Annotated in this window: 19 protein-coding genes; 9 read left to right on the top strand and 10 right to left on the bottom strand. The window is 65.0% G+C overall.

All coding sequences use genetic code 11. The features are described 5' to 3' along the window. Positions 1-145: 145 nt before the first annotated feature. Complete coding sequence (locus I6F12_RS04100) at positions 146-1,528, bottom strand: ethanolamine ammonia-lyase subunit EutB (RefSeq protein ID WP_225133428.1); 1,383 nt, start codon at positions 1,526-1,528, stop codon at positions 146-148. A gap of 235 nt (positions 1,529-1,763) precedes the next feature. Between I6F12_RS04100 and I6F12_RS04095 the strand changes: the two genes are divergently transcribed. Next, complete coding sequence (locus I6F12_RS04095) at positions 1,764-3,503, top strand: methyl-accepting chemotaxis protein (RefSeq protein WP_225155560.1); 1,740 nt, start codon at positions 1,764-1,766, stop codon at positions 3,501-3,503. Positions 3,504-3,716: 213 nt separating this feature from the next. Here the strand turns inward: I6F12_RS04095 and I6F12_RS04090 are convergent, their stop codons facing one another. The 8 genes from I6F12_RS04090 to I6F12_RS04055 all read right to left on the bottom strand — a co-directional run bounded on the left by I6F12_RS04090 (position 3,717) and on the right by I6F12_RS04055 (position 11,595). Then, complete coding sequence (locus I6F12_RS04090; RefSeq protein WP_225127281.1) at positions 3,717-4,010, bottom strand: hypothetical protein; 294 nt, start codon at positions 4,008-4,010, stop codon at positions 3,717-3,719. Positions 4,011-4,166: 156 nt separating this feature from the next. Further along, on the bottom strand, positions 4,167-5,381 hold the full coding sequence (locus I6F12_RS04085) for an acyl-CoA dehydrogenase family protein (RefSeq protein WP_225155559.1): 1,215 nt from the start codon (positions 5,379-5,381) through the stop codon (positions 4,167-4,169). A 295-nt stretch (positions 5,382-5,676) separates the two neighbouring features. Next, positions 5,677-6,888, bottom strand: a complete 1,212-nt coding sequence (locus I6F12_RS04080; RefSeq protein ID WP_036006122.1) for an ABC transporter substrate-binding protein — start codon at positions 6,886-6,888, stop codon at positions 5,677-5,679. A gap of 223 nt (positions 6,889-7,111) precedes the next feature. Continuing rightward, a complete protein-coding gene (locus I6F12_RS04075; protein ID WP_036006124.1) occupies positions 7,112-7,687 on the bottom strand; it encodes an HdeD family acid-resistance protein in 576 nt (191 codons plus the stop codon). Between the two features lie 144 nt (positions 7,688-7,831). Beyond that, on the bottom strand, positions 7,832-8,458 hold the full coding sequence (folE, locus tag I6F12_RS04070) for a GTP cyclohydrolase I FolE (RefSeq protein ID WP_057027130.1): 627 nt from the start codon (positions 8,456-8,458) through the stop codon (positions 7,832-7,834). 171 nt (positions 8,459-8,629) lie between these two features. After that, positions 8,630-9,523 carry an alpha/beta hydrolase gene (locus tag I6F12_RS04065; RefSeq protein WP_225155558.1) on the bottom strand — a complete coding sequence of 298 codons (894 nt, stop codon included), beginning with the start codon at positions 9,521-9,523 and terminating at the stop codon, positions 8,630-8,632. Between the two features lie 134 nt (positions 9,524-9,657). Further along, a complete protein-coding gene (locus I6F12_RS04060; RefSeq protein WP_036006127.1) occupies positions 9,658-10,485 on the bottom strand; it encodes an HD domain-containing protein in 828 nt (275 codons plus the stop codon). 210 nt (positions 10,486-10,695) lie between these two features. Then, positions 10,696-11,595, bottom strand: a complete 900-nt coding sequence (locus I6F12_RS04055) for a LysR family transcriptional regulator (RefSeq protein ID WP_225152737.1) — start codon at positions 11,593-11,595, stop codon at positions 10,696-10,698. 152 nt (positions 11,596-11,747) lie between these two features. Between I6F12_RS04055 and I6F12_RS04050 the strand changes: the two genes are divergently transcribed. The 5 genes from I6F12_RS04050 to I6F12_RS04030 all read left to right on the top strand — a co-directional run bounded on the left by I6F12_RS04050 (position 11,748) and on the right by I6F12_RS04030 (position 16,875). Then, positions 11,748-12,899, top strand: a complete 1,152-nt coding sequence (locus tag I6F12_RS04050; RefSeq protein ID WP_225155557.1) for an ABC transporter ATP-binding protein — start codon at positions 11,748-11,750, stop codon at positions 12,897-12,899. Continuing rightward, positions 12,892-13,839 carry a sugar ABC transporter permease gene (locus I6F12_RS04045; protein WP_225155556.1) on the top strand — a complete coding sequence of 316 codons (948 nt, stop codon included), beginning with the start codon at positions 12,892-12,894 and terminating at the stop codon, positions 13,837-13,839. Before I6F12_RS04050 ends, I6F12_RS04045 begins: the two co-directional genes overlap by 8 nt. Further along, entirely contained in the window at positions 13,836-14,672 is an 837-nt protein-coding gene (locus I6F12_RS04040; RefSeq protein WP_225155555.1) for a carbohydrate ABC transporter permease, read from the top strand. Before I6F12_RS04045 ends, I6F12_RS04040 begins: the two co-directional genes overlap by 4 nt. A gap of 29 nt (positions 14,673-14,701) precedes the next feature. Continuing rightward, entirely contained in the window at positions 14,702-15,982 is a 1,281-nt protein-coding gene (locus I6F12_RS04035) for an ABC transporter substrate-binding protein (RefSeq protein WP_225155554.1), read from the top strand. Between the two features lie 68 nt (positions 15,983-16,050). Beyond that, positions 16,051-16,875, top strand: a complete 825-nt coding sequence (locus tag I6F12_RS04030; protein ID WP_225155553.1) for a phosphodiesterase — start codon at positions 16,051-16,053, stop codon at positions 16,873-16,875. A gap of 142 nt (positions 16,876-17,017) precedes the next feature. On the opposite strand, the gene I6F12_RS37460 is transcribed toward I6F12_RS04030, so the two are convergent. Beyond that, complete coding sequence (locus tag I6F12_RS37460; protein WP_225155552.1) at positions 17,018-17,605, bottom strand: AraC family transcriptional regulator; 588 nt, start codon at positions 17,603-17,605, stop codon at positions 17,018-17,020. Positions 17,606-18,279: 674 nt separating this feature from the next. On the opposite strand from I6F12_RS37460, the gene I6F12_RS04020 reads away from it, so the two are divergent. Genes I6F12_RS04020 through I6F12_RS04010 form a run of 3 tightly spaced genes read left to right on the top strand, consistent with a single transcriptional unit; the run spans position 18,280 to position 21,994 of the window. Next, positions 18,280-18,906, top strand: coding sequence for a (2Fe-2S)-binding protein (locus I6F12_RS04020; RefSeq protein ID WP_036006185.1), 627 nt, complete (start codon positions 18,280-18,282; stop codon positions 18,904-18,906). 2 nt (positions 18,907-18,908) lie between these two features. Beyond that, positions 18,909-19,886, top strand: a complete 978-nt coding sequence (locus I6F12_RS04015) for a xanthine dehydrogenase family protein subunit M (RefSeq protein ID WP_225155551.1) — start codon at positions 18,909-18,911, stop codon at positions 19,884-19,886. Beyond that, positions 19,883-21,994, top strand: a complete 2,112-nt coding sequence (locus tag I6F12_RS04010) for a xanthine dehydrogenase family protein molybdopterin-binding subunit (RefSeq protein ID WP_036006150.1) — start codon at positions 19,883-19,885, stop codon at positions 21,992-21,994. Before I6F12_RS04015 ends, I6F12_RS04010 begins: the two co-directional genes overlap by 4 nt. Positions 21,995-22,006: the final 12 nt, after the last annotated feature.

Raw genomic sequence — 22,006 nt, 5'->3', positions numbered from 1 at the left:
AGCTCCCCCGCCACACTCAACCGATGGTGCGGAAATTGCCAGCCCGACACATAGCGTAATGCTGTCGCCGGAATTTCTCAATATTGTGGCGTAAGCATAATTCCGAGAGGCGCCGATGGTTTCCCAACCGAGTTGACCTTCCGCCTCATGCGATCAGCCGCGCGGCAAAATCGGGCAGCAGGCCTGCATCGCCAGCAATCCGGAAATCGGCACCTGCAATGCCCGAGCGCGCCAGCCAGTCGTCGAATTCCGGCGCGCGGCGCAGCGCGAAGACGTCCCTGACATAGAGCGCGTCGTGAAAAGACGTCGACTGGTAGTTCAGCATGACGTCGTCGGCACCGGGAACACCCATGATGAAGGTGACGCCGGCGGCGGCGAGCAGCGTCAGGAGATTGTCCATGTCGTCCTGATCTGCCTCGGCGTGGTTGGTGTAGCAGATGTCGACCCCGAGCGGCAGGCCGAGCAGCTTGCCACAGAAATGATCCTCCAGCCCGGCGCGGATGATTTCCTTGCCGTCATAGAGATATTCCGGGCCGATGAAGCCGACCACGCTGTTGACCAGCAGCGGAGCGAAGGCGCGGGCGACCGCATAGGCGCGCGCCTCGCAGGTCTGCTGGTCGACGCCGTGATGGGCGCCCGCTGACAGCGCCGAGCCCTGGCCGGTCTCGAAATACATCAGGTTCCGCCCGACCGTGCCGCGCGACTGCGACAGCCCGGCCTCTTGCGCCTCCTTCAACAGTGCGAGGTCGATGCCGAAGCTGCGGTTGGCGGCCTCGGTGCCCGCGACCGACTGGAAGACGAGGTCGACCGGCACGCCCTGCCCGATCAGCGACAGCGTCGTCGTGACATGGGTCAGGACGCAGCCTTGCGTCGGGATCTGCAGCCGCGCGATGATCTCGTCGAGCAGCCGCAGCAATTGCGCGATGACGGCGGGGTCATCGCTGGCGGGATTGATGCCGATGCAGGCATCGCCCGCCCCCAGCAGGATGCCGTCGAGGATCGAGGCGGTGATGCCCCTTGCATCGTCGAAGGGATGGTTCGGCTGCAGGCGTGTGCTCATCCGCCCCCTCAGGCCGATAGTGTTGCGAAAGGCGGTGGTGACCTCGCATTTCCGCGCCGCCAGGATCAGATCCTGGTTGCGCATCAGCTTCGACACCGCGGCCGCCATCTCCGGCGTGATGCCGGGCGCCAGCTTGCGCAGGATCTCGGGCGTTGCGGCGTCCGACAGCAGCCAGTCGCGGAAGGCGCCGACCGTCAGCGATGCCACCGGCGCGAACGCCTTGGCGTCATGGCTGTCGATGACGAGGCGGGTGACCTCGTCGGCCTCGTAGGGAACGACGGCTTCCTGCAGGAACTGGCCGAGCGGCACATCGGCGAGCGCCATCCGCGCGGCGATCATCTGCTCGGAGCTGGCAGCGGCAATGCCGGCCAGCCGGTCGCCGGAGCGCGGGGGTGTCGCCTTGGCGAGCAGGTCGCGCAGGTCAGGGAAGCTGTAGGTCGTGGCGTCGATGCTGTGGCGGTAGACCAAGGGTCTCTCCGGGGTTGCTCGGCCAACGGCCGACTCCAAGACTATCCCAAAAGACTATCCTGAAACTAAACCTTCGGATCAAGACGCTGAAATGACTTGCCTTTCCTTCGACCAAGGACGGAGGCGGCCAGGCCGCGCGTTAACGAGGCGTCCATCTTCGTTCTGCATAGTTTTGCAACAATTTGCCTGACCCCGTTCACCGGCCGGTCAGGCCAATCCGGGCTCCTTGAACATCATGACATCCGACCGATCTGGGAATGCCGCCAAGCCGGCAGGCCGCTTCACGCTTGCCAGCAAGCTCTATGCGATCTTCGCGCTGTTCGCGCTGCTCACGGCAGCGATCGCGATCTTGTCCGACTACAACAGCCGCCGCAGCGCGGACCTCGCAGTCGCGATTGAGACGGCCAATGCCGCCGCGCTGAACGTCGAGCGGGTCAACTCCCTCGTCTATGCGGTGGTGATGGAATCGCGCGGCATCTACATGTCGACCGAGCCGGCCGTGGTGAAGAAATACGGCGACGGCCTGCTCAAGTTCAACGCCCAGATCCTCGACGTCGTGAAGCGCTGGGAGACCATCGTCAAGGCCGACGATGCCGAGCAGTTCGCGACCTTCAAGAAGCGCATCGAGCAGTTCGTCGAGTTCCGCAAGGAGCTGGTGCGGCGCGGCGTCGAGATCAACGCGGCAGCGGGCCGCGAATGGGGCGACAACGACGCCAACCGTAGCGTCCGCTCGGCGCTGAACAAGGACCTCGAGGCGCTGTCCAAGGTCTATGCCGAGCGCGGCAGGCAGATCGCGCAGCAGACCGAGACCGCCCGCACATTGTCGTTCATCCTCACCTGCCTCGGCGGCGTGGCGCTGGCCCTCGTCGTCGCTGGCATCGTCATCATTGCCCGCTCGATCGCCCGGCCGCTCGCCGCGATCACCGCCACCATCACGCAGGTCGCCGACGGCGCCGCCGATGTCGTGGTGCCGCACTCCGACCGCGCCGACGAGATCGGCGCGCTGGCCCGCGCCATCCAGGTGTTCCAGGACTCGATGGGGCGCAACCGCAATCTCGCCTCGCAAGTGTCGCAAGACGCCGCCGCGCGCGAGGAGCGCGCCCGTCACGTCGAGCGGTCCGTCGAGCAATTTCGCGAGGCGATCGGCGCGATCATGCGCGGCCTCAGCGACAACGCCTCCGTCATGCGCGAGACGGCGCAGACCATCACGCGGGTCACAGCGGATGCGAGCAGCCGCGCCGGCACCGCGGCGAACGCCACCGAGCAGGCCTCGCACAACGTCACCGCGGTGGCGGGCGCAGCCGAGGAGCTTTCGGCCTCGGTGGTGGAGATCGGCCGCCAGGTGCGACAGAGCGCCGGCGCGGTCGAGCAGACCGGCCAGCGCACCGAGAAGTCGATCTCCGAGATCGAGAGCCTCGCTGCAGCCACGCAACGCATCGACGGCGTGCTCAACCTGATCCAGGCGATCGCCGAGCAGACCAACCTGCTCGCGTTGAACGCCACCATCGAGGCGGCGCGCGCCGGCGATGCCGGCCGCGGCTTTGCCGTCGTCGCCCACGAGGTGAAGGCGCTCGCGGGCCAGACCGCCAAGGCCACGGCCGAGATCAGCGAGAACGTCGCGATGATCCAGGCCTCGACGCGGAACGCCGTCGACGCCGTGCGCGAGATCGGCGGGGCGGTGCGCGAGATCAACGAGGTCACGTCCGCGATTGCCGGCGCCGTCAGTCAGCAGGACCAGGCCACGCGCGAGATCTCCTCCAACGCGCAAAGCGCTGCCCAAGGCAACGAGACGCTGGTGGCGAACATCACCTCGTTGCGCGATGCCATCGGCGAGACCGATACCGCGGCGGCTTCGGTGTTCACCGCAGCCAGCAGCCTGACCGAGACGGCGCAGACGCTGTCGCGGGAGGTGGAGACGTTCTTCCAGAATCTGCGCGCGGGGTCGGCGGACGGTCGCATCGCCAAGGCGGGGTAGCGGCCCGCCTGGCGCCGCGAAAACGGTCGCTCCAGCAAAAACGGAAAAACAACCCCATGCACAGTAGACGGGGTCAGCTTTTTCAATGGCTTGGCGGCCCGGCGCGAAGCCCTGCTGTTTTTACGGACCGATTTTGACTCGTCGGGCAAAACAGGGGCATGATGTCAGCATGCCGAGCGTGGCGCCTGTGCCGCGGCTGGCAACCGAACGGGGTTACCGCTCCGAACCCGATCGAGCGACCAAGATCCGGACGCGGCCGCCGGCATCCTCGAGCTCGCGGTAACGACTTAGTTCGGCCTGGAGCTCCGGATCGGACCTTGCCCAGGCCAGCCAGTCGAACGGGACCGCGCTGAGCAGCCGGGTATCCACGAGGATCACATCCGGACGACCGGCGCGCAGGTCCGCGAGCAAGTGCCGCCGCTCGAAATCGATGATGCTGTCCAGTCTTGCGCGCTCGCCTTCGGCATCGGACGTTTTCTCGCGCAAAAGCGATCTGTGCTCTTTCACCTGGGTGAACCCGCCATGGCGTGCAGGGTCACTCTCGGTCAGCAGTTACTATCGTACTACACTGATCTGAGGCCATACTGCATCGCGGCCAAAAGACTTGCCCGTCGCGGCGCTTCGAAGCGCCGCCGATGCGCAATCCGGCCAAGGGCCACGGCGCTACCCCATCACCCCGCCGCGCCTGATCAGCTCCTTGCCGACGGCCGCGAGATGCACTTGGTCCGGCCCGTCGCCGATGCGGATGAAGCGGGCGTAGACGTAAGCCCGCGCGAGGAACGTGTCCTGCGAGACCCCGGCGGCGCCGTGGATCTGGATGGCGCGGTCGATGACGCGGGCGGCCATGCTGGGGACCACGATCTTGGCCGCGGCGATCAGGTCGCGCGCGGCCTTGTTGCCCTCGCGGTCCATCTTGTCGGCGGCCTGCAAGGTAAGCAGGCGGGCTTGCGCGATCTCGCAGAAGGAATGCGCGATGTCCTCGCGCACCGAGCCCTGCTCTGCGAGCGGCTTACCGAAGGCGACGCGCGAGACCGCGCGCTGGCACATCAGTTCGAGCGCACGCTGGGCGCAGCCGATCAGGCGCATGCAATGGTGGATGCGGCCGGGGCCGAGACGGCCTTGCGCGATCTCGAAGCCGCGGCCCTCGCCGAGCAAAATGTTCTCGGCGGGCACGCGGACGTTGTCATAGACGATCTCGGGATGGCCGACCGGCGCATCGTCATAGCCGTAGGTGAGCATGTCGCGGACGATGCGCACCCCACGCGTATTCTTCGGCACCAGGATCATGGATTGCTGGCGATGGCGGTCGGGATGGTCGGGCGCGGTCTTGCCCATCACGATCAGGATCTCGCAATCCTCGTTCATCGCGCCCGAGGTGAACCATTTGCGGCCGTTGATCACGTAGTCGTCGCCGTCACGCCGGATCTCGCACTGGATGTTGGTGGCGTCGCTGGAGGCGACCTGCGGCTCCGTCATCGAGAAGCCGGAGCGGATGCGCCCCTCGAGGAGCGGCTTCAGCCAGCGCTCCTGCTGCGCCTTGGTGCCGTAGTTTGCGAGCACCTCCATGTTGCCGACATCGGGCGCGGAGCAGTTGAAGACCTCGGGCGCCCAGAGGATGCGGCCCATGATCTCCTTCACCGGCGCGTATTCGAGATTGGTCAGACCCGGCCCGTGCTCGCCGGACAGGAACAGGTTCCAGAGCCCCTGCTCGCGCGCCCGCCGCTTCAGATCCTGAAGGATTTGCGGAGTCTTGTAGCGTGAAGCTTCCGGCTTGACCTGCTCGTAGTAGAGCTCCTCGACCGGCTCGAGATGGGCCTGCATGAACTGGCGAACGCGGTCCTGGAGCTCCAGCGAACGGGCGGAGTGGTGAAAGTCCATGGTGGTCTCCTGTTCGCTACATTTGAGGTCGTCATGCCGGGCTTATCCCGCCTGCGCGGCCGAAGCCGCTTCGGCGAGGCGAAGGCCCGGGCATCCACGTTCTTCGTGCCGCGGGGAAATGCGTGGATGGCCGGGACAAGCCCGGCCATGACGTGATGGAGACATCAGTCTCGTAGGCTGGGCAAAGCGAAGCGTGCCCACGCTCTTTCTCGGTCATCATTGATAGATCGTGGGCACGGCGCAAGTGCGCCTTTGCCCACCCTACGATTTCGCATCCGCCGCGAGAACCCGCCTCTCACGTCCCGCGCAACAGCTCGCTTGCCACCACCCAGTCGTTGCCGTCGAACTGGAGCATGTAGCCGTCCTTGATCGGGCGGAAATCCTGCGGCGTGGTGTTGAGGGTGATGCCGGGCATCAGGAGCGACAGCGGCACGTTCTTCAGATTCGCGGCCTGCGCCATGATGTTCTCGCGCGTCAGATTGTCCTTGCACTGCTTCAGCAGCGCCACCAGCGCCTCGGCGACGGTGTAGCCATAGAGGCCGGCGACGTTGTTGATGTCGGCATTGGGCAGGCGCTTCTTCATGAAGTCGATATAGGCCGTCATCGCCGGATCGTCCTTCGGCGCCTCGACGAACGGCTTGAGCGCGCCGAGCGACAGCACACCCTTGCCGGCCTCCAGGCCAGCGGGCGCCATCACGGTAGCCTTGTTGGCGCAGCCGGAGGCCAGAAAGCGCGTCGGCTGCCAGCCGACCTCGTGCGCCTTGCGGATCGCCTGCGCGCAGGCGCGCGGCGTCACCGAATAGATCATGAAGACGTCGGCCTTGGTATTGGCGAGCGTCAGGACCTGGGAATCGACGGTGGGATCGGCGACCTCGAAGCTCGAGGCCATCGCGATCGCCTTGTCGGCGTCGGCACCGAGCGCCTCCTTGACGCCGCGAAGATATTCCTTGCCGGCGTCGTCGTTCTGGTAGAGCACCGCAAAGCGCGCATTCGGGTTCCTGGCGCGGGCATAGGCGACGTCGATCGCAGCCTCGCTGGTGTAGTTCGGCGCCCAGGGCAGCGCGATCGACCAAGGCATGTTGGCGGGATCGTTCCACTTCGAGGCCGAGCTGATCAGGAAGATCTGCGGCACCTTGTTGCTGTTGAGATATTTTGCGATCGCCGAGCTCGGCGCCGTGCCCATGGTGGCGAAGATGAAGGCGACGCCGTCGCCTTCGACGAGGCGCCGCGCGGCTTCCATGGTCTTGGGCGGCGAGAAGGCATCGTCGAGCGAGATCAGGTTGAGCTTGCGGCCGCCAACGCCGCCCTTCTCGTTGATCTCGTCGAAATAGGCGGAAATCACCCGTCCCGTGATGCTGAGCGGCGATGCCGGGCCGCTATAGGGCATGGTGTTGCCGATCTTGATCTCGGTGTCGCTAACTCCAGGACCGTAGGATTTTTGCGCGGAGACAGGAGCGGACAAGCAGGCGGCAGCCAGCGCTGCGGCCAGGGCCAAAGCGGCTTTCATGGTTTCTCCCCAATGATTGTCGCCGCGGCGAAACGACCGCGCGGCGCGCTGCTTCCTGTCAGCGCGTCAGATCAGCGGAGTTCATCAAGATGGTCTTGCGTCGAGTTGCTGATGGCATCGCCTGAAGCGCGACGAGATTTTGATGAATCGTCATCGTGCGTCAGGTTGTTCTTGACGCATGAGCTTTCCGGAAAACCGCTTCGGCACTTTTCCGGATCATGCTTTAGCCGCGCCGCTTCAAGGCGAAGCCCAAGCTGACCCATCCGGCACCGGCCATGATCAGGTCGATGCCGAGGAACAGGCCGAGGATGTAGACGCTGTTCACCGGCCAGCGCACCAGGATCAGCAGCCCGAGCAGCAGCGTGACGACGGCCGACACCGCCACCCAGCCCCACGGGCTTTCGCGCTTCATGCTGAATGCGAGAAACAGCCTGACCGCGCCGGAGGCCAGCAGCGAGGCGCCGAGGAACAGCGTGAGCAGAACCGCGGCGAAGAGCGGGTTCGCGAAGGTGAGGAAGCCGGCAACGATGTAGAGCACACCGAGCAAGGCCCAGATCAGGAACTTTCCCCAGCTCTTCATCTGGAATGCGCCGATCACCTCGGTGACGCCGGCGACGATCATCATTGCGCCGACCACGATCACGCTCGCCACCGTTGCCATCACCATGCTGCCGAGCGCGACGAAGCCGGCAATCAGGTAGACGACGCCGAGCGCGACGATCCAGCCCCATTTGGCGTGTAGCGCAGCCATTCCCGAGCCGAGACCGGACGGATGAGACGTATCTGACGCAGTTGTCATGGGCCACTCCTGCATGCGAAGCCCCCGGGCACACGCCATGATAGCACGCACCCGACCGAGACAACACCCAGCAGAGCAGACCTCGCCTGCCGCAACCTTGACGCAAATCAAGATCGAATGCGGCGGGTCAGCGCCGAGCGCAGGTCAATCGTCCGAACTGGCGAGCCCCAGCAGTTCCTGGCGCGTCAGCGCATTGTCGCGGAACACACCCAGCATACGGCTGGTGACGAGATCGGTCCCGGGCTTGTGCGCGCCGCGCGTGGTCATGCAGTGATGCGTCGCCTTGATGATGACGCCGACGCCTTCGGGCTTGAGCACGTCGTTGATGGTGTTGGCGATCTGTGCGGTCATCTTCTCCTGGATCTGGAGCCGTTTTGCGTAGACGTCCACCACGCGTGCGAGCTTGGAGATGCCGACGACGCGCCCCTGCGGAATATAGGCGACCCAGGCGCGACCGACGATCGGCGCCATGTGGTGCTCGCAATGACTCTCGAAGCGAACGCCGCGCAGGACGATCATCTCGTCATAGCCCTCGATCTCCTCGAAGGTCTTTTGCAGGATCTCGGTCGGATCCTGCGCGTATCCGGAAAAATACTCTGCGAACGCGCGTGCAACGCGAGCAGGTGTCTCGCGCAAACCGTCGCGCGCGGGATCATCGCCGGCCCAGCGGATCATGGTCCGGATCGCCTGTTCGACCTCCGCCCTGTCAGGCCGATCGGTCGGCGTCTGCGCCACGGCGACACGTTCCAGCTTGCGCACTTGTGACTTCATCAAGCTTCTCCCCTGCAACGAGCCCGCATATGGAAGCGGGCCCACAGCTTGGACCGCCGCAATCGGAAAAGGTTCCTGAAAGTCGGGGAAATTTGGGGAACGGATGGATGGCCTAGTGCCGACCCGCCAATCCCCTCACGATGAGGTTCGCCGAGGGCGCCTCGAGGCCGCCTATGACGCAGCCGCTTTCCGCACGTCGATCACGGCCTGCGCCCATTCGGCGGGCCGCTCCTGCGGCAAATTGTGACCGGCATCGGTGAAGACGCGCCGCTCGAAAAATCCCTCGAACTTGCGCGCGTGGTGGGCGGTGCCGGAATTGACGCCGTCGCTGTCGCCGTCGATCGCGATCGTCGGGACGCGGATCGTCGGCTGCGCGGCGAGCTTTGCCTCGATCCCCGCATAGGCGGGATCGCCGGCCACCAGCGCGTAGCGATGGCGGTAGGAATGGATCACGACATCGACGAAATCAGGATTGTCGAACGACACGGCGCTCGTCTCGAACGTTGCGTCGTCGAAGACCCATTTCGGCGACCACATCGTCCAGAGCTGACGGGCAAAGCCGCGGCGGTTGCGCTGCAGCGCGCGGCGGCCGCGCTCGTTGTGGAATAAATATTGATACCAGAACGCCGCCTCCTCCGGCGGCGAAGCCGGCTCCATGGCGAGGGCGATGTTCTGGATATTGTAGGAATTGCCGGAGACGAGACCGACCACGCGCTCCGGATAGAGCGCCGAGACCACACAGGCGGCACGCCCGCCCCAATCGTAGCCGCCGACGACGGCGCGCCTGATACCGAGCGCATCCATGAAGGCCAGGAGATCGGCACCTAACGCCGCCTGCTCGCCGGAGCGCAGCGTCTCAGCGAAGCGAAACCGCGTCGGCCCGTACCCGCGCAGCCAGGGCACCAGCACGCGTGCGCCGGCCTCGGCGAGGATCGGCGCGGTCTCGGCATAGGCGTTCGCGTCATAGGGAAAGCCATGCCCCATGACGCAGGGCCAGCCGTCCGGCGCACCGTATTCGCGATAAGCGATGTCGAGGATATCAGTGGTGATGGTTTTTTGTTGCATGATTTGCTCACGGATGATCTCGTTGCGCAGAGCTCTTGTAGCCCGCATGGAGCGAAGCGCAATGCGGGGACGCCTGTATCCGCGAATCCCGGATTTCGCTTACGCTCCGTCCGGGCTACGAGGCTACAAGGCGCCTATTTCTGCGGACCGGACAGCGAGATGTCACGTTCGGCGCGGAACACGTTGCTGTAGAGGTTGGCGATCCATTGCCGGCCGATCTCGGTCTTGTTGAGATAACCGATCTCGGTCTGGATGTGCGGAGCAACGCTGTTCCAATAGAATTGCGGGTAGCGGTTCACGATGTCGGCGGGCGAGTCGTAGCCGAGCTGGCGGTTGATGCCGACCTCCTCGAACTCGTAATAGAGCGCGTTGGCCTTGCGCAGATAGTTGGGATCGCCGAGCTGGCCGATGAAGTCGGCCGCACGCAGGATCGAGGCTTCGTCGTCGTATTCCTGGCCTTCACGGGCGGGAAAGCGCGTCCCCTCGATGGCGCGGGCAACGCGCTCCGGATCGACTCCCGGGATATGGCGGAGCCGCCGCGTCACATACAGCTTCGAACGGTCGACGTGGTACATCATCAGGCTCGCGTCCGACGCGCCGCGCGGCAACGAGATCTTGGTTTCGGCCGCATCGATGACGAAACCGTCGGCGTCGTCCTCCTCGAACAGCCCGCGGACATAGCCGATGTCGTGGGCGAGGCAGGCGATCAAGACATGAACGTAATCTTCCGCCGAAAGATGGGTATGAAGGCTTCGGCCGCGGAGGATCGCCTGGGCGGCCAGGGTCACCAGCATCGTATGCTCGATATTGTGGTAGAGCGCATCGCTGTTGCCGATGCATTCCATCGCGGTACGGGTTGCGCTGGCAACGATGCTTGCGGAAGTCTCATCGTACCGGCGGCGCATGAAGTTGCCGAGGAACTGCTCCAGCGATTCAGCTGCCAATCTGGGTAAGGTTATCATGGACGCAGCCCCGTCCGCCGCTGGTATCCCATGCCATCTCCCGACGTCTCATTCTTGTCGTCGACGCAGCGGGGAGCATAGCCCATCTTGGGCCGGGTAACCAAACTTCGGGGACGGAAAATACGCAAATACCTTACCGTCCCGCTGCGCAACATCACGGTTGCCGTCACAGTTCAGCACAACCCAAAGCGGCGGGAAGGCGGCCGCCGCTCAGGGCGCGGCCAGGATATCGGCGCCGTCGGCCGGGCGCGAAAGGCTTCGGGCCAGGTAGAACAGCTCGACCAGCTTGCCGCGCTTGCCCGCCAGCGAGAAGATGTATTCGGGCGTCTCCGCCTCGATTTCCGCGATCGCCACCTTCGCGATCCGGTCGATGCGGCTCGAGCCGTGCTCCCAGACGAAGCCGACGCCAAGCCGGTTGGCCACCGCCTCCAGCATCCCCTCGCGCGTATTGACGATGATCGCCGGACTGGCGCGCAGGTTGAGGGCGCGAAACGCCCGGTCGACGGCGCGCTGGGTCGCGGAATCCCGGGTCCGGAACACCAGCGGATATTGCATGAGGCCGGCGATGGACACGCGCGACTGGCGGCTGAGGTCGTGAACGGGATGGCAGATCGCAACGACGCGTTGCTGCACGCAGGGCTCGCGCCGGAAGCGGTTGTCCTGCGGCACCTCCGGCAGTACGGCGACGTCGACGCGCTGGTCGACCACCGCGGCCATGATCGCCGACCAGCTGCCGATCTCGATGTTGATCTGGATCTTCGGATAGAGATTGCGGAACGCCGCGATCAACGCCATGCCGGGCATGGCGTTGCCGAGCCCGATGCGAAGCTCACCCCCCGTGAGCTCGTCGCGCTGCTGCAGGATGGCGAGCGCATCCGCCTCGACCGCCTGCATGCGGCTCGTTGCGGCATAGAGCCGCCGGCACAGCGACGTCGCGATCAGGGTCTGGCCGTGTCGGTCGAACAGCGCCACCCCGAACTCGGCCTCCAGATCCCGCACCAGCTGCGCAACGGCCGGCTGCGACACCCCGAGCCGCCTTGCCGCAGCGGCAAAGCTGCCGGTCTCGAACACCGCATTGACCGCCCGGACACGCGACGACGTCAACGCCACAACAAGCAACCCAAGATCGTTCTTCCCCGTCTTCCGGACCTGAAAGCAAAACTTGGGACGACCATAAGCCGGGCCATTGACCGTTATGTGAATGTCAGACGCGCTTCCTACTCCTCGTGCGCCGCAAACGGACCAGCAGGGGATCAGCGCGCATGGCGCAAATCGAACTATCCGCAATCCGCAAGTCCTTTGACGGCACCGACGTCCTGAAAGGCATCGATTTCCGCATCGCCGACGGCGAGTTCATCTCGCTGGTCGGCCCGTCCGGCTGCGGCAAGTCGACCCTGCTTCGCATCATTGCCGGGCTCGAGCCGCAAAATTCCGGCGAGGTCCACATCGACGGCCGCGCCGTGGACGGCATTCGCCCGAGCGCGCGCAACCTCGCGATGGTGTTCCAATCCTATGCGCTTTATCCGCATTTGAGCGCCTTCGACAACATCGCGGTGCCGCTGCGGATGCGGCGCCTCTCCGCGATCGAGCGACTGCCGCTACTGGGTGCGCTGCTGCCGGGCCGGCGCGCCAAGGAACGGCACATTCGCGCCGACATCGAAGGCATCGCCGAGCAGCTCGACATCACCCCATTGCTGCGGCGCAAGCCCGGACAATTGTCCGGCGGACAGCGGCAACGCGTCGCGGTCGGACGCGCCATGGTGCGAGAGCCGGTCGCCTTCCTGTTCGACGAACCGCTCTCCAATCTCGACGCCAAGCTGCGCGTCCACATGCGCGCAGAGCTCGCCGAGCTGCATCGCCGCCTCAAGGCAACGTTCGTCTACGTCACGCACGACCAGGCCGAGGCGATGACGATGTCGAGCCGGATCGCCGTCATGATGGGCGGTGAGCTGATCCAGGCCGGCACGCCGGCCGAGATCTACAACGAGCCCGGCGACGTCCGCGTTGCCGAATTCATCGGCAGCCCCAAGATCAACGTTCTCCCCGGCCGGATCCGCAAGGACGGCGGCGTCGATGTGCTGGGGACCGCCTTGAAACTTACGTGCAATGCGGCGGCCGCCGATTGCCGCATCGGGGTCCGCCCGGAGCGGGTCGAGCTCGGCACCGGGCCGTTCTCCGGAACCGTCGTCCATCTGGAGAATCTCGGCGCCGAGGCCTTCGTGCATCTCGCGGTCGAAGGCACCGGGTCGCGCCTGATCGCGCGGCTCGCGGACGTCAAGCATTTGCCGGCGATGGCAAGCTCCGTCGCCTTCGGCTTCGCACCAGACGCGGTGCGGATGTTCGATCCGGCCGGGAAACGGATCGAGCTCAGAATGGAGCAGGCCGAGCGCATCCGTGAGCCCGCCCATGTCTGACGGCTCCATCACCATCGGGGCGACTGTTGCTCCCGCGGGCACGACGAGGCGCACGCTGCCGGCCCATGGCAGCAGGCGGAGCCATGCCGCCTACGCGCTGGTGACGCCGGCCGCCGCGCTCATGCTGGTCATGCTGCTCGGTCCGCTCGCCGGCGTGATCGCCCTCTCCTTCACCGACTATCAGCTCGGCGCGCCGCATTTCTCCTGGATCGGGCTCGCCAACTACCAGGACCTGTTCGCCGACAAGGTGTTCTGGACCGCGCTGCGCAACACGCTGACTTACGTCGTGATCGTGGTGCCCGGCGCCGTGATCGCCGGCCTTGCGATCGCGCTTTTGATCCAGAGCGGCACCAGCCTGCGCAGCCTCTACCGGACGATCTATTTCCTGCCAGTCATGGCGACCCTGATCGCGATGGCCGTGGTGTGGGAATTCATGCTGCACCCGCAATTCGGCCTGGTGAACGGGTTGTTGCGCGGCGCCGGCCTGCCGGCCTTCGCCTGGCTGCAGGACCGCAACACCGCCCTCTATGCGCTGTGCGCGATCGGCATCTGGCAGGCGGTGGGCTTCAACATGGTGCTGTTCCTCGCCGGCCTCGTCTCCATTCCCAAGCAGCTCTACGAGGCGGCTGAAATCGACGGCGCTTCGAGCGGCTGGGCGCGCTTCCGCCTCGTGACCTGGCCGATGCTGGGGCCGGTGACGACATTCGTCGTCGTGATCTCCGGCATCCGCTCGTTCCAGGTGTTCGACACCGTGCACGTCTTGACCAAGGGCGGCCCGTCGAAATCCACGGAGGTGCTGATCCACGCCATATACACGGAAGGGTTCGAGTTCTTCCGCTCGGGCTACGCCGCGGCGATCACCGTCGTCTTCCTGGTGTTCGTTCTCCTGCTCACGCTGGTCAAATCGAGGCTCGCCGATCGCGGGGTGCACTACACATGAGCAACGCACATCCGATCCCGTTCCGGGCGATCCTGCGTCACGTGCTGCTGATCGCAGGCGCCGCGGTGATGCTGGCGCCCTTCATCTGGATGATCTCGACCGCGTCCAAGCCGCAGACCGAGATCTTTTCCAGCGAGCTGCATCTGATCCCGCATCAGTTCGCGCTGGCGGAGAATTTGCGCGAGGCCTTCGCCAAGGCCAATCTGCTGCGCTTCCTGCTCAACGGCGTCATCGTCACGGTCTCGATCTTCGTGCTGCAGGTGATGGTGGCGCTGCCCGCGGCCTACGCGCTCGCAAAACTTCGCTTCCTCGGCCGCGAGACGCTGTTTGCGCTCGTGCTGTTCGGGATCCTGATCCCGCCGCAGGCGACCGCGGTCCCCGTCTTCCTGCTGCTGCACAAGGCCGGGCTGCTGGACAGCTATGCCGCGCTGGTGCTGCCCTTCACCATCTCGGTGTTCGGCATCTTCCTGATGCGCCAATTTTTCAAGACGGTGCCCGACGATCTCGTCGACGCCGCCCGCATGGACGGCATCTCCGAGTTCGGCATCGTCTGGCGGGTGATGCTGCCGGCCGCGATTCCCGCCGTGACCGCCTTCGGCATCTTCTCCGTGGTCGCGCATTGGAACGACTATTTCTGGCCGCTGATCGTGCTCAACAGCGAGCACCTGCGTACGCCGCCGCTCGCGGTCGCCCATTTCCGCAACAACGAGGCCGGCACCAGCTACGGCCCGCTGATGGCGGCGGCGATGGTGATCATCGCGCCGCTCGTGATCGCTTTCCTCTTTGCCCAGCGCCGTTTCATCGAGGGCATCACCCTGACGGGGATCAAGTAACGACGTCACCTCAACCAAGGAGTCTATCCATGCTGAAGTCCATCATCGCCGCGGCGGCTCTGTCGCTCGTGGCCGGATCTGCGCTCGCGCAGGCCCAGACCGAGATCGTGATGCAGTATCCCTATCCGGAGCTGTTCACCGAGACCCACAAGCGCATCGCCGAGGAGTTCGCCAAGGTGCGCCCCGACATCAAGATCACGATGCGGGCGCCCTACGAATCCTACGAGGACGGCACCCAGAAGGTGCTGCGTGAGGCCGTGACCAACCAGATGCCTGACGTCTCCTTCCAGGGCCTAAACCGCATCCGTGTCCTGGTCGACAAGAACATCCCGGCGCCGCTCGACGGCTACATCGCGGCCGAAAAGGATTTCGACAAGCAGGGCTTTCACCAGGCGATGTTCGACATCGGCACCGCCAGCGGCAAGGTCTACGCCCTGCCCTTCGCGATCTCCCTGCCCATCGTCTACGTCAACCTCGACCTGGTCAAGCAGGCCGGCGGCGACGTGAACAATCTGCCGAAGAGCTGGGACGAGCTGATCGCGCTGGCCAAGAAGATCAAGGCGCTCGGCAACGACACCAACGGCGTCACCTATGCCTGGGACATCACCGGCAACTGGCTGTGGCAGGCGCCGGTGTTCGCGCGCGGCGGCACCATGCTCAATGCCGACGAGACCAAGGTCGCGTTCGACGGAGCGGAAGGCAAGTTCGCCATCAATACGATCGCGCGGCTCGTCAACGAGGCCGGCATGCCCAATCTCGACCAGCCGTCGATGCGCGCGGCGTTCGCGGCCGGCAAGACCGGCTTCCACGTCACCTCGACCTCGGACCTCAACAAGGTCACGCAGATGACCGGCGGCAAGTTCGCGCTGAAGACGATTCCGTTCCCGGACGTCGCCTCCACCAAGGGCAGGCTGCCGGCCGGCGGCAACGTCGTGCTGATCCTCGCCAAGGACAAGGCCAAGCGCGATGCCGCCTGGGAAGCGGTGAAATTCTGGACCGGCCCCAAGGGCGCCGCGATCATGGCGGAGACCACCGGTTACATGCCGCCGAACAAGGTCGCCAACGAGGTCTATCTGAAGGACTTCTACGTCAAGAACCCCAACAACTACACCGCGGTCAGCCAGCTCGCGCTGCTCACCAAATGGTACGCCTTCCCCGGCGACAACGGCCTGAAGATCACCGACGTGATCAAGGATCATCTCAATTCGATCATCTCGGGCGCCCGCGCAAAGGAGCCGGAGGCCGTCCTCGCCGACATGACGGCTGACGTGCAGAAGCTGCTGCCGAAGACCACAGGCGCGGCGCGCTGACCATCCTCACATCCCCCGGCACGGGACGTCCTCGGCGCCCCGTGCCGCCTCGATGACCGGAGCTGGCGATGAAACTGCTGCATCTGAGCGACATTCACCTGACGGCGCCCGGTGCGACCATCGGCGGCCGCGATCCGCGCGTCAATTTCGAGCGGGCGCTGGCGCATGCGCTGCACGATCATCACGACGCCGAATTGATGGTGATCACCGGCGACCTCTCGGATTGGGGCGATCTCGCCGATTATCAATGGCTCAAGCAGCGCCTCGACGCATATCCGCTGCCGGTGCGCCTGTGCATCGGCAACCATGATCGGCGCGCCGCCTTCCTGAGCGTGTTCCCCGACCTCGCCGACGACAACGGCTTCGTCCAGGGCATCCACGATACGGCTGCCGGCCGCTGCCTGTTCCTCGACACTGCCCATCCGGAAACGCACGCCGGCCGTTATTGCGACGATCGTCTCGGCTGGCTCGAGGCCCGGCTTACCGAGCATGACGGGCCGTTCCTGCTTTTCATGCACCATAACCCGATGCCTGTGCATCTCGTCCCGTTCGACCAGATCGGCCTGCTCGACGAGGCTCCATTCCGGCATCTCGTCAGTCGCCACCGGGCCAAGATCCGCCACGTATTCTTCGGGCATTGCCACTTGCCTCTCGCAGGCTCGATTGCAGGCGTCCCCGTCTCGTCGCTGCGCGGCACCAACCATGCGAGCTTTCCGCTGTTCTCCGAGACGAAGCTGCTGAGCGCCTGCGACCTGCCGCAATCCTACGGCGTCGCATTTTTCGGGGAGGACTATGTGACCGTGCACATGGTGGAATACGGCTACGACGGTCCGATCCGCATCCAAGGTTCGCCCGACTACAAGGCCTGGGATCGCGAGACCATGGTGCGGTGACGGCGAGCGCCGACCCTTTCCAGGGGCGCGTATTCATAAGCCCGCGCTGCACTACTTGGAGAGTCCGCTCCACCTCGATAGCAGCGCGCTGGCGTCCTCGCCCGGGTCGGAGATGGGCCAGAAGCTGACATCCGATGTGAGGCTACAAGGATCGGCGGAAATTTCGCGGCGTCGTGCCGACAATTCTGCGGAAAGTCTGGGCGAAGGCCGACGGCGTTGAATATCCGACTGCGAGCGCAACTTCACTGATCGATAGATTTGGATCATTCAGCAGGCGTTGTGCAAGCAACATGCGTTGCCGAGTTAGCCAGACATGCGGCGTCAATCCTGTCGAGAGACGGAACGCCGAGCAAAAATGATAGCGGCTGCGGCCGACCAGGGACGCTAGTTCGTCAAGGCCGATCGGCTTGTCGAGATGCGCCAGCATGTATTCGGTCACACGCCTGAGCTGCCAGCGCGCGAGCCCGCCGCGAGTATAAGCGAGACTCTGCGGCAGATGCACTATGCTGTGCGAACGCAATAGCTGGATGCAGAGTAGGTCAACCGCTCGATCGACCAGCAACTTTGCCGAAGGATCGACAATGACGTCGGGGTCGCTGAGGATTGCAAGAAGCTGTGAGGTCACAGCGTCTTCGCTGCCGACGCGTGGCGCCAGCTCTACCTTGCCTCGCCCACCGATGAGTGTTCGGCAATGCTCCAGTCGTTCGTTGGTGAGATAGACATGGGACACGTGGAGCGGTCCTTCAACTTCCCAATCTCCATCATGCCGGTCGGGAATCACAGTGATAGAATTCGGCCGCAGCGGGGCAGAGAGCCGCCGTCGCTCAACCGTCCACGCACTGTGCTGAGGCTCTCCATAGTAGGTGCCGACAAGGTGTCCGGGCATGCCTGGGGCATAGCCATAACGCGTGCCACGAACAAAACGATGAGTGAGTTGTGTGCCGCAGTTTAACTGGATGGGTGCCAAAGGCGGCGGGGCTTCCGATAGCAGCCGGACCATCGTCTGAAAAGGATTTCGATCAGGCATCGCTTTGGTTATGTCATATTTGGCCGCACCCGCGACAGGCGCTTCATCGACATACCATGTTTCACGACATGGCGGGAATGGAAGCTGCGGTCGAAATGTCGCAATGTCTGGCTGATTGCACAAATAGTGCGCATGATTGACTTCGCGGTATCGAGACAACTCCGATGGCAAGTGGCACGTGGGTTGGGCTTGATCTCATTGCGCCCGGTCTACCACTCACAGCTGGGCTGCCTTGGCCGCGATGGGCGAGAAGCAGAGTCCACAGGCGCGGGCGCCACTTCGTCGCAAGATTGCGATAGTCGCCGCAATATCGGAACGGTGCGTCCGTCGGGATCATGGCCTACTGGGCCGGATCATCCGAGGGGATCCCGACCACCATGACAAACCAAGAACCGTTCGCCGCCGGCGCTGCTGAGACCGAAAGCACGCGGGGCGGAGTATCGCGCCGTTCGCTCCTGCTGACTGTCGGCGGAGCGGCTTCCATGGCGGTGGTGCCCCAGGTTACCGCGCAACCCGCATCCGAAAGCAAGCCCGCTGCATCGACGGCACGGGTTCGTCTGAACGTGAACGGAACGAGACAGGAGCTCGACTTGGATACGCGGCAATCCCTGCTCGACCTTCTGCGCGAAGATCTCGGTCTCACCGGTACGAAGAAGGGCTGCAATCAGGGCGCCTGCGGCGCTTGCACCATCCTTCTCAACGGCAGGCGGGTCGTGTCGTGTCTGACGCTGGCTGCGATGCATGACGGGGCCATTGTCGAGACGATCGAGGGTCTCGAGAAGAATGGTGAGCTTCATCCGCTCCAGAGCGCATTCGTCGAGCACGACGGCTTGCAGTGCGGCTTCTGTACCCCCGGGCAGATCATGTCTGCCGTCGGCTGCATCGCCGAAGGCCATGCGGGCTCGCCGGAGGACATTCGGTTCTGGATGAGCGGCAATATCTGTCGCTGCGGGGCGTATCCCGGGATCGTCGCCGCCGTTGCCGACGCCGCCAAGAGGGTCTGACCATGCTCCCGTTCACGATCGAGAAGGTGACCTCCATCGAGGCCGCCGTCGCCGCCGCATCCTCCGGAGGCCGCCTCATCGCCGGCGGCACGACATTGGTCGATCTCATGCGCGACGAGGTGGAGCAGCCACAGCAGCTCGTCGACATCAACGCGCTTCCGCTGGCCGGTATTCGCGTCGACCGGTCCGACCTCGTCATCGGCGCGCTCGCGCGGATGGCCGACATCGCCGCCCATTCCGATGTTCAGCGTCTTTACCCGCTGATCTCCGAGAGCCTGATCGAGGGCGCCTCGCCGCAACTGCGCAACATGGCCTCGATCGGCGGCAACCTGCTCCAGCGCGTGCGCTGCCCCTACTTTCGGATGCTCGACGCATCCTGCAACAAGCGCAGCCCTGGCTCGGGTTGCGCCGCACGCGACGGCCTGAATGCCGGTCACGCCATTCTCGGCACCAGCGATCACTGCGTGGCGACGCACCCCTCGGACGTTGCGGTCGCGCTGGTCGCGCTCGATGCCACTATGCGGGTCAGGGGGCCGAAGGGCGAGCGCACTTTCCCGGTCGAGGAGCTGTTTCGCTTGCCCGGCGACACTCCCCATCTCGAACACACGCTGCTGCCGAGCGAGCTCATCGTTGAAGTGCGGGTCCCCGGGGGGCCTGATAGCCGCCGGGCGCGCTATCTCAAGGTGCGCGACCGCGCGTCCTACGAATTTGCGCTGGTCTCCGCGGCAGCGGCGCTCGACGTCGTGGACGGCGTGATCCGCGGCGCGCGGCTCGCGGTTGGCGGGGTCGGCACCCGACCTTGGCGCATGCGCGCGGTGGAAGCGGCGCTGATCGGCAAGGTACCGGGCCGGCAGGTGTTTGAGGCGGCCGCCCGATCGGCGTTGGGAGGGGCCCGCCCGCTGTCCGGCAATCATTACAAACTCGAACTCCTGCCGCGGACGATCGTCCGCGCCTTCGAAATGACGGGAGGAATTGCATGACCATCAGCGTCATCGGACAGCCGCTGCCCCGCGTGGATGGCCGTGCCAAGGTCACGGGCTCCGCGCGGTACGCGGCCGATTTTAATCAGCCCGGCCAGGCCTATGCCGTGATCGTCAGCGCCACAATAGGGCTTGGACGAGTGACCGGCGTGGACAGCGCGGCGGTCGAGAAGATGCCGGGCGTTCTCGCCGTCCTCTCGCATCTCAACGCGCCACGCCTGGCGTACCGCCCGCACAAGAGCTACATCGATCCGGCGACGGGCGAGCGGCTGCATGTGCTGCAGGACGACCATGTGCGCTTCCACGGACAGCCGGTGGCGCTCGTCGTTGCCGCAACCATTGCGCAGGCGGAGCGCGCCGCCGCGGCGCTGCGCCTCACCTACAAGGCCGAGCGGCCAATCATCGATTCCGCAGGTCCCGAAGCCCGTCCCATCGTGCCCGAGGCAGGCAAACAGCCGGACGCCCGGCTGCCCGCCGACAAGGCGCGCGGAAGTGCGGATAAGGCCCTGGCCGACGCGCCGGTGAAGGTCGATGAGACCTATGACATCGCGCGCGAGAACCACAATCCGATGGAGCCGCATGCGACGATCGCCAGCTGGAACGGCGACCGCCTGACGCTTTGGAGCAAGAGCCAGTTCGTCGTCAACGAGCAGGCCGAGATCGCGGCGATCTTCGGTCTGTCGCCCGAAAAAGTGACGGTCATCTGCCCGTTCATCGGCGGGGCCTTCGGGACCTCGCTCAGAACCTGGCCCCATGTGACGCTCGCGGCCATGGCCGCCCGGCACGTGGGGCGCCCGGTGAAGCTCGTCCTGACGCGTAAGCAGATGTTCTTCACCACCGGACATCGGCCGCGCACGGTGCAGAGGATCGCTCTCGGCGCCACGGCGGACGGAACGCTCATCAGCGTGGTGCACGAAGGCACGGGCGAGACCAGTCGCTACGAAGAATTCATGGAAGCTCTGACCTCGGTCACGACGTTCCTCTACTCCTCGCCCAACGTGCGGACGCGCTACCGTCTGGTCCCGCTCGATACCGGAACGCCAAACCACATGCGTGGCCCTGGCGAGGCCAGCGGCGTTTTCGCGCTCGAATGCGCCATGGACGAGTTGGCTTATAAGCTCCGCCTGGATCCCATCGATCTGCGGCGCCGGAACGAGCCGGAGATCGACGAGGGAGAAAACAAGCCCTTCTCCAGCCGATCGCTGATGAAATGCTACGATCTCGGGGCCGAACGGTTCGGCTGGTCGCGCCGTACGCCCGAACCGCGCTCGATGCGCGACGGCCGCCTGCTGATCGGGATGGGAGTAGCCTCGGCAAGCTATCCGGCCTTTCACGCGCCGGCCACTGCGCGGGCGCGGCTGCTTCGGGACGGGACAGCCGAGGTCGAGATCGCGGCCAGCGACATGGGTCCGGGCACCTATACGTCGATGACGCAGGTCGCCGCCGAGACTCTCGGGCTCCCTGTCGAAAAGGTGCGCTTCAGCCTTGGTCGCTCCGATTATCCGCCTGCCCCATCCCACGGCGGCTCTTGGACCATGGCCTCGGTGGGCTCCGCGATCCGCGCTGCCTGCATCGCCGTGCGAGAACAGGCCGCGAAGAGCCGGAACGATCGGCCGATCGAAGCCACGGCGTCGTCTCAACGGGATCCCGAGGCTGCCGCCAGGTTCTCGATGCACTCGTTCGGCGCCGTCTTCGTCGAGGTCGCCGTCGATCCCGACGTCGGCACGATCCGCGTTCGCCGCGCGGTCGGCGCCTATGGCATCGGCCGCGTCGTCAACCCGCGTCTCGCCCACAGCCAATGCACCGGCGGCATGGTCGGCGGCATCGGTATGGCGCTGATGGAGCGCACCGTTCTCGACGCGCGCGACGGCCGGCCGGTCAACGCTCACATGGCCGACTACCTGATGCCCGTCAACCTGGACATTCCCCAGATCGAAGCGCACTTCGTCGAGGAGGCTGATCCGCACGTCAATGAACTCGGGGTCAAGGGTCTCGGCGAAATCGCCCTGGTCGGTATCGCCCCCGCGATCGCAAACGCCGTCTTTCATGCGACCGGCAAGCGCGTCCGCACCCTGCCGATCCGGATCGAAGACGTGCTGACCGCTTAGCGCTGTAAAGAG

Source organism: Bradyrhizobium sp. IC4059 (assembly GCF_020193615.1).
Taxonomy (GTDB): domain Bacteria; phylum Pseudomonadota; class Alphaproteobacteria; order Rhizobiales; family Xanthobacteraceae; genus Bradyrhizobium; species Bradyrhizobium yuanmingense.
Note: the sequence above shows the minus strand (reverse complement) of the source record. Positions and strands in the feature narration are given on the sequence as shown.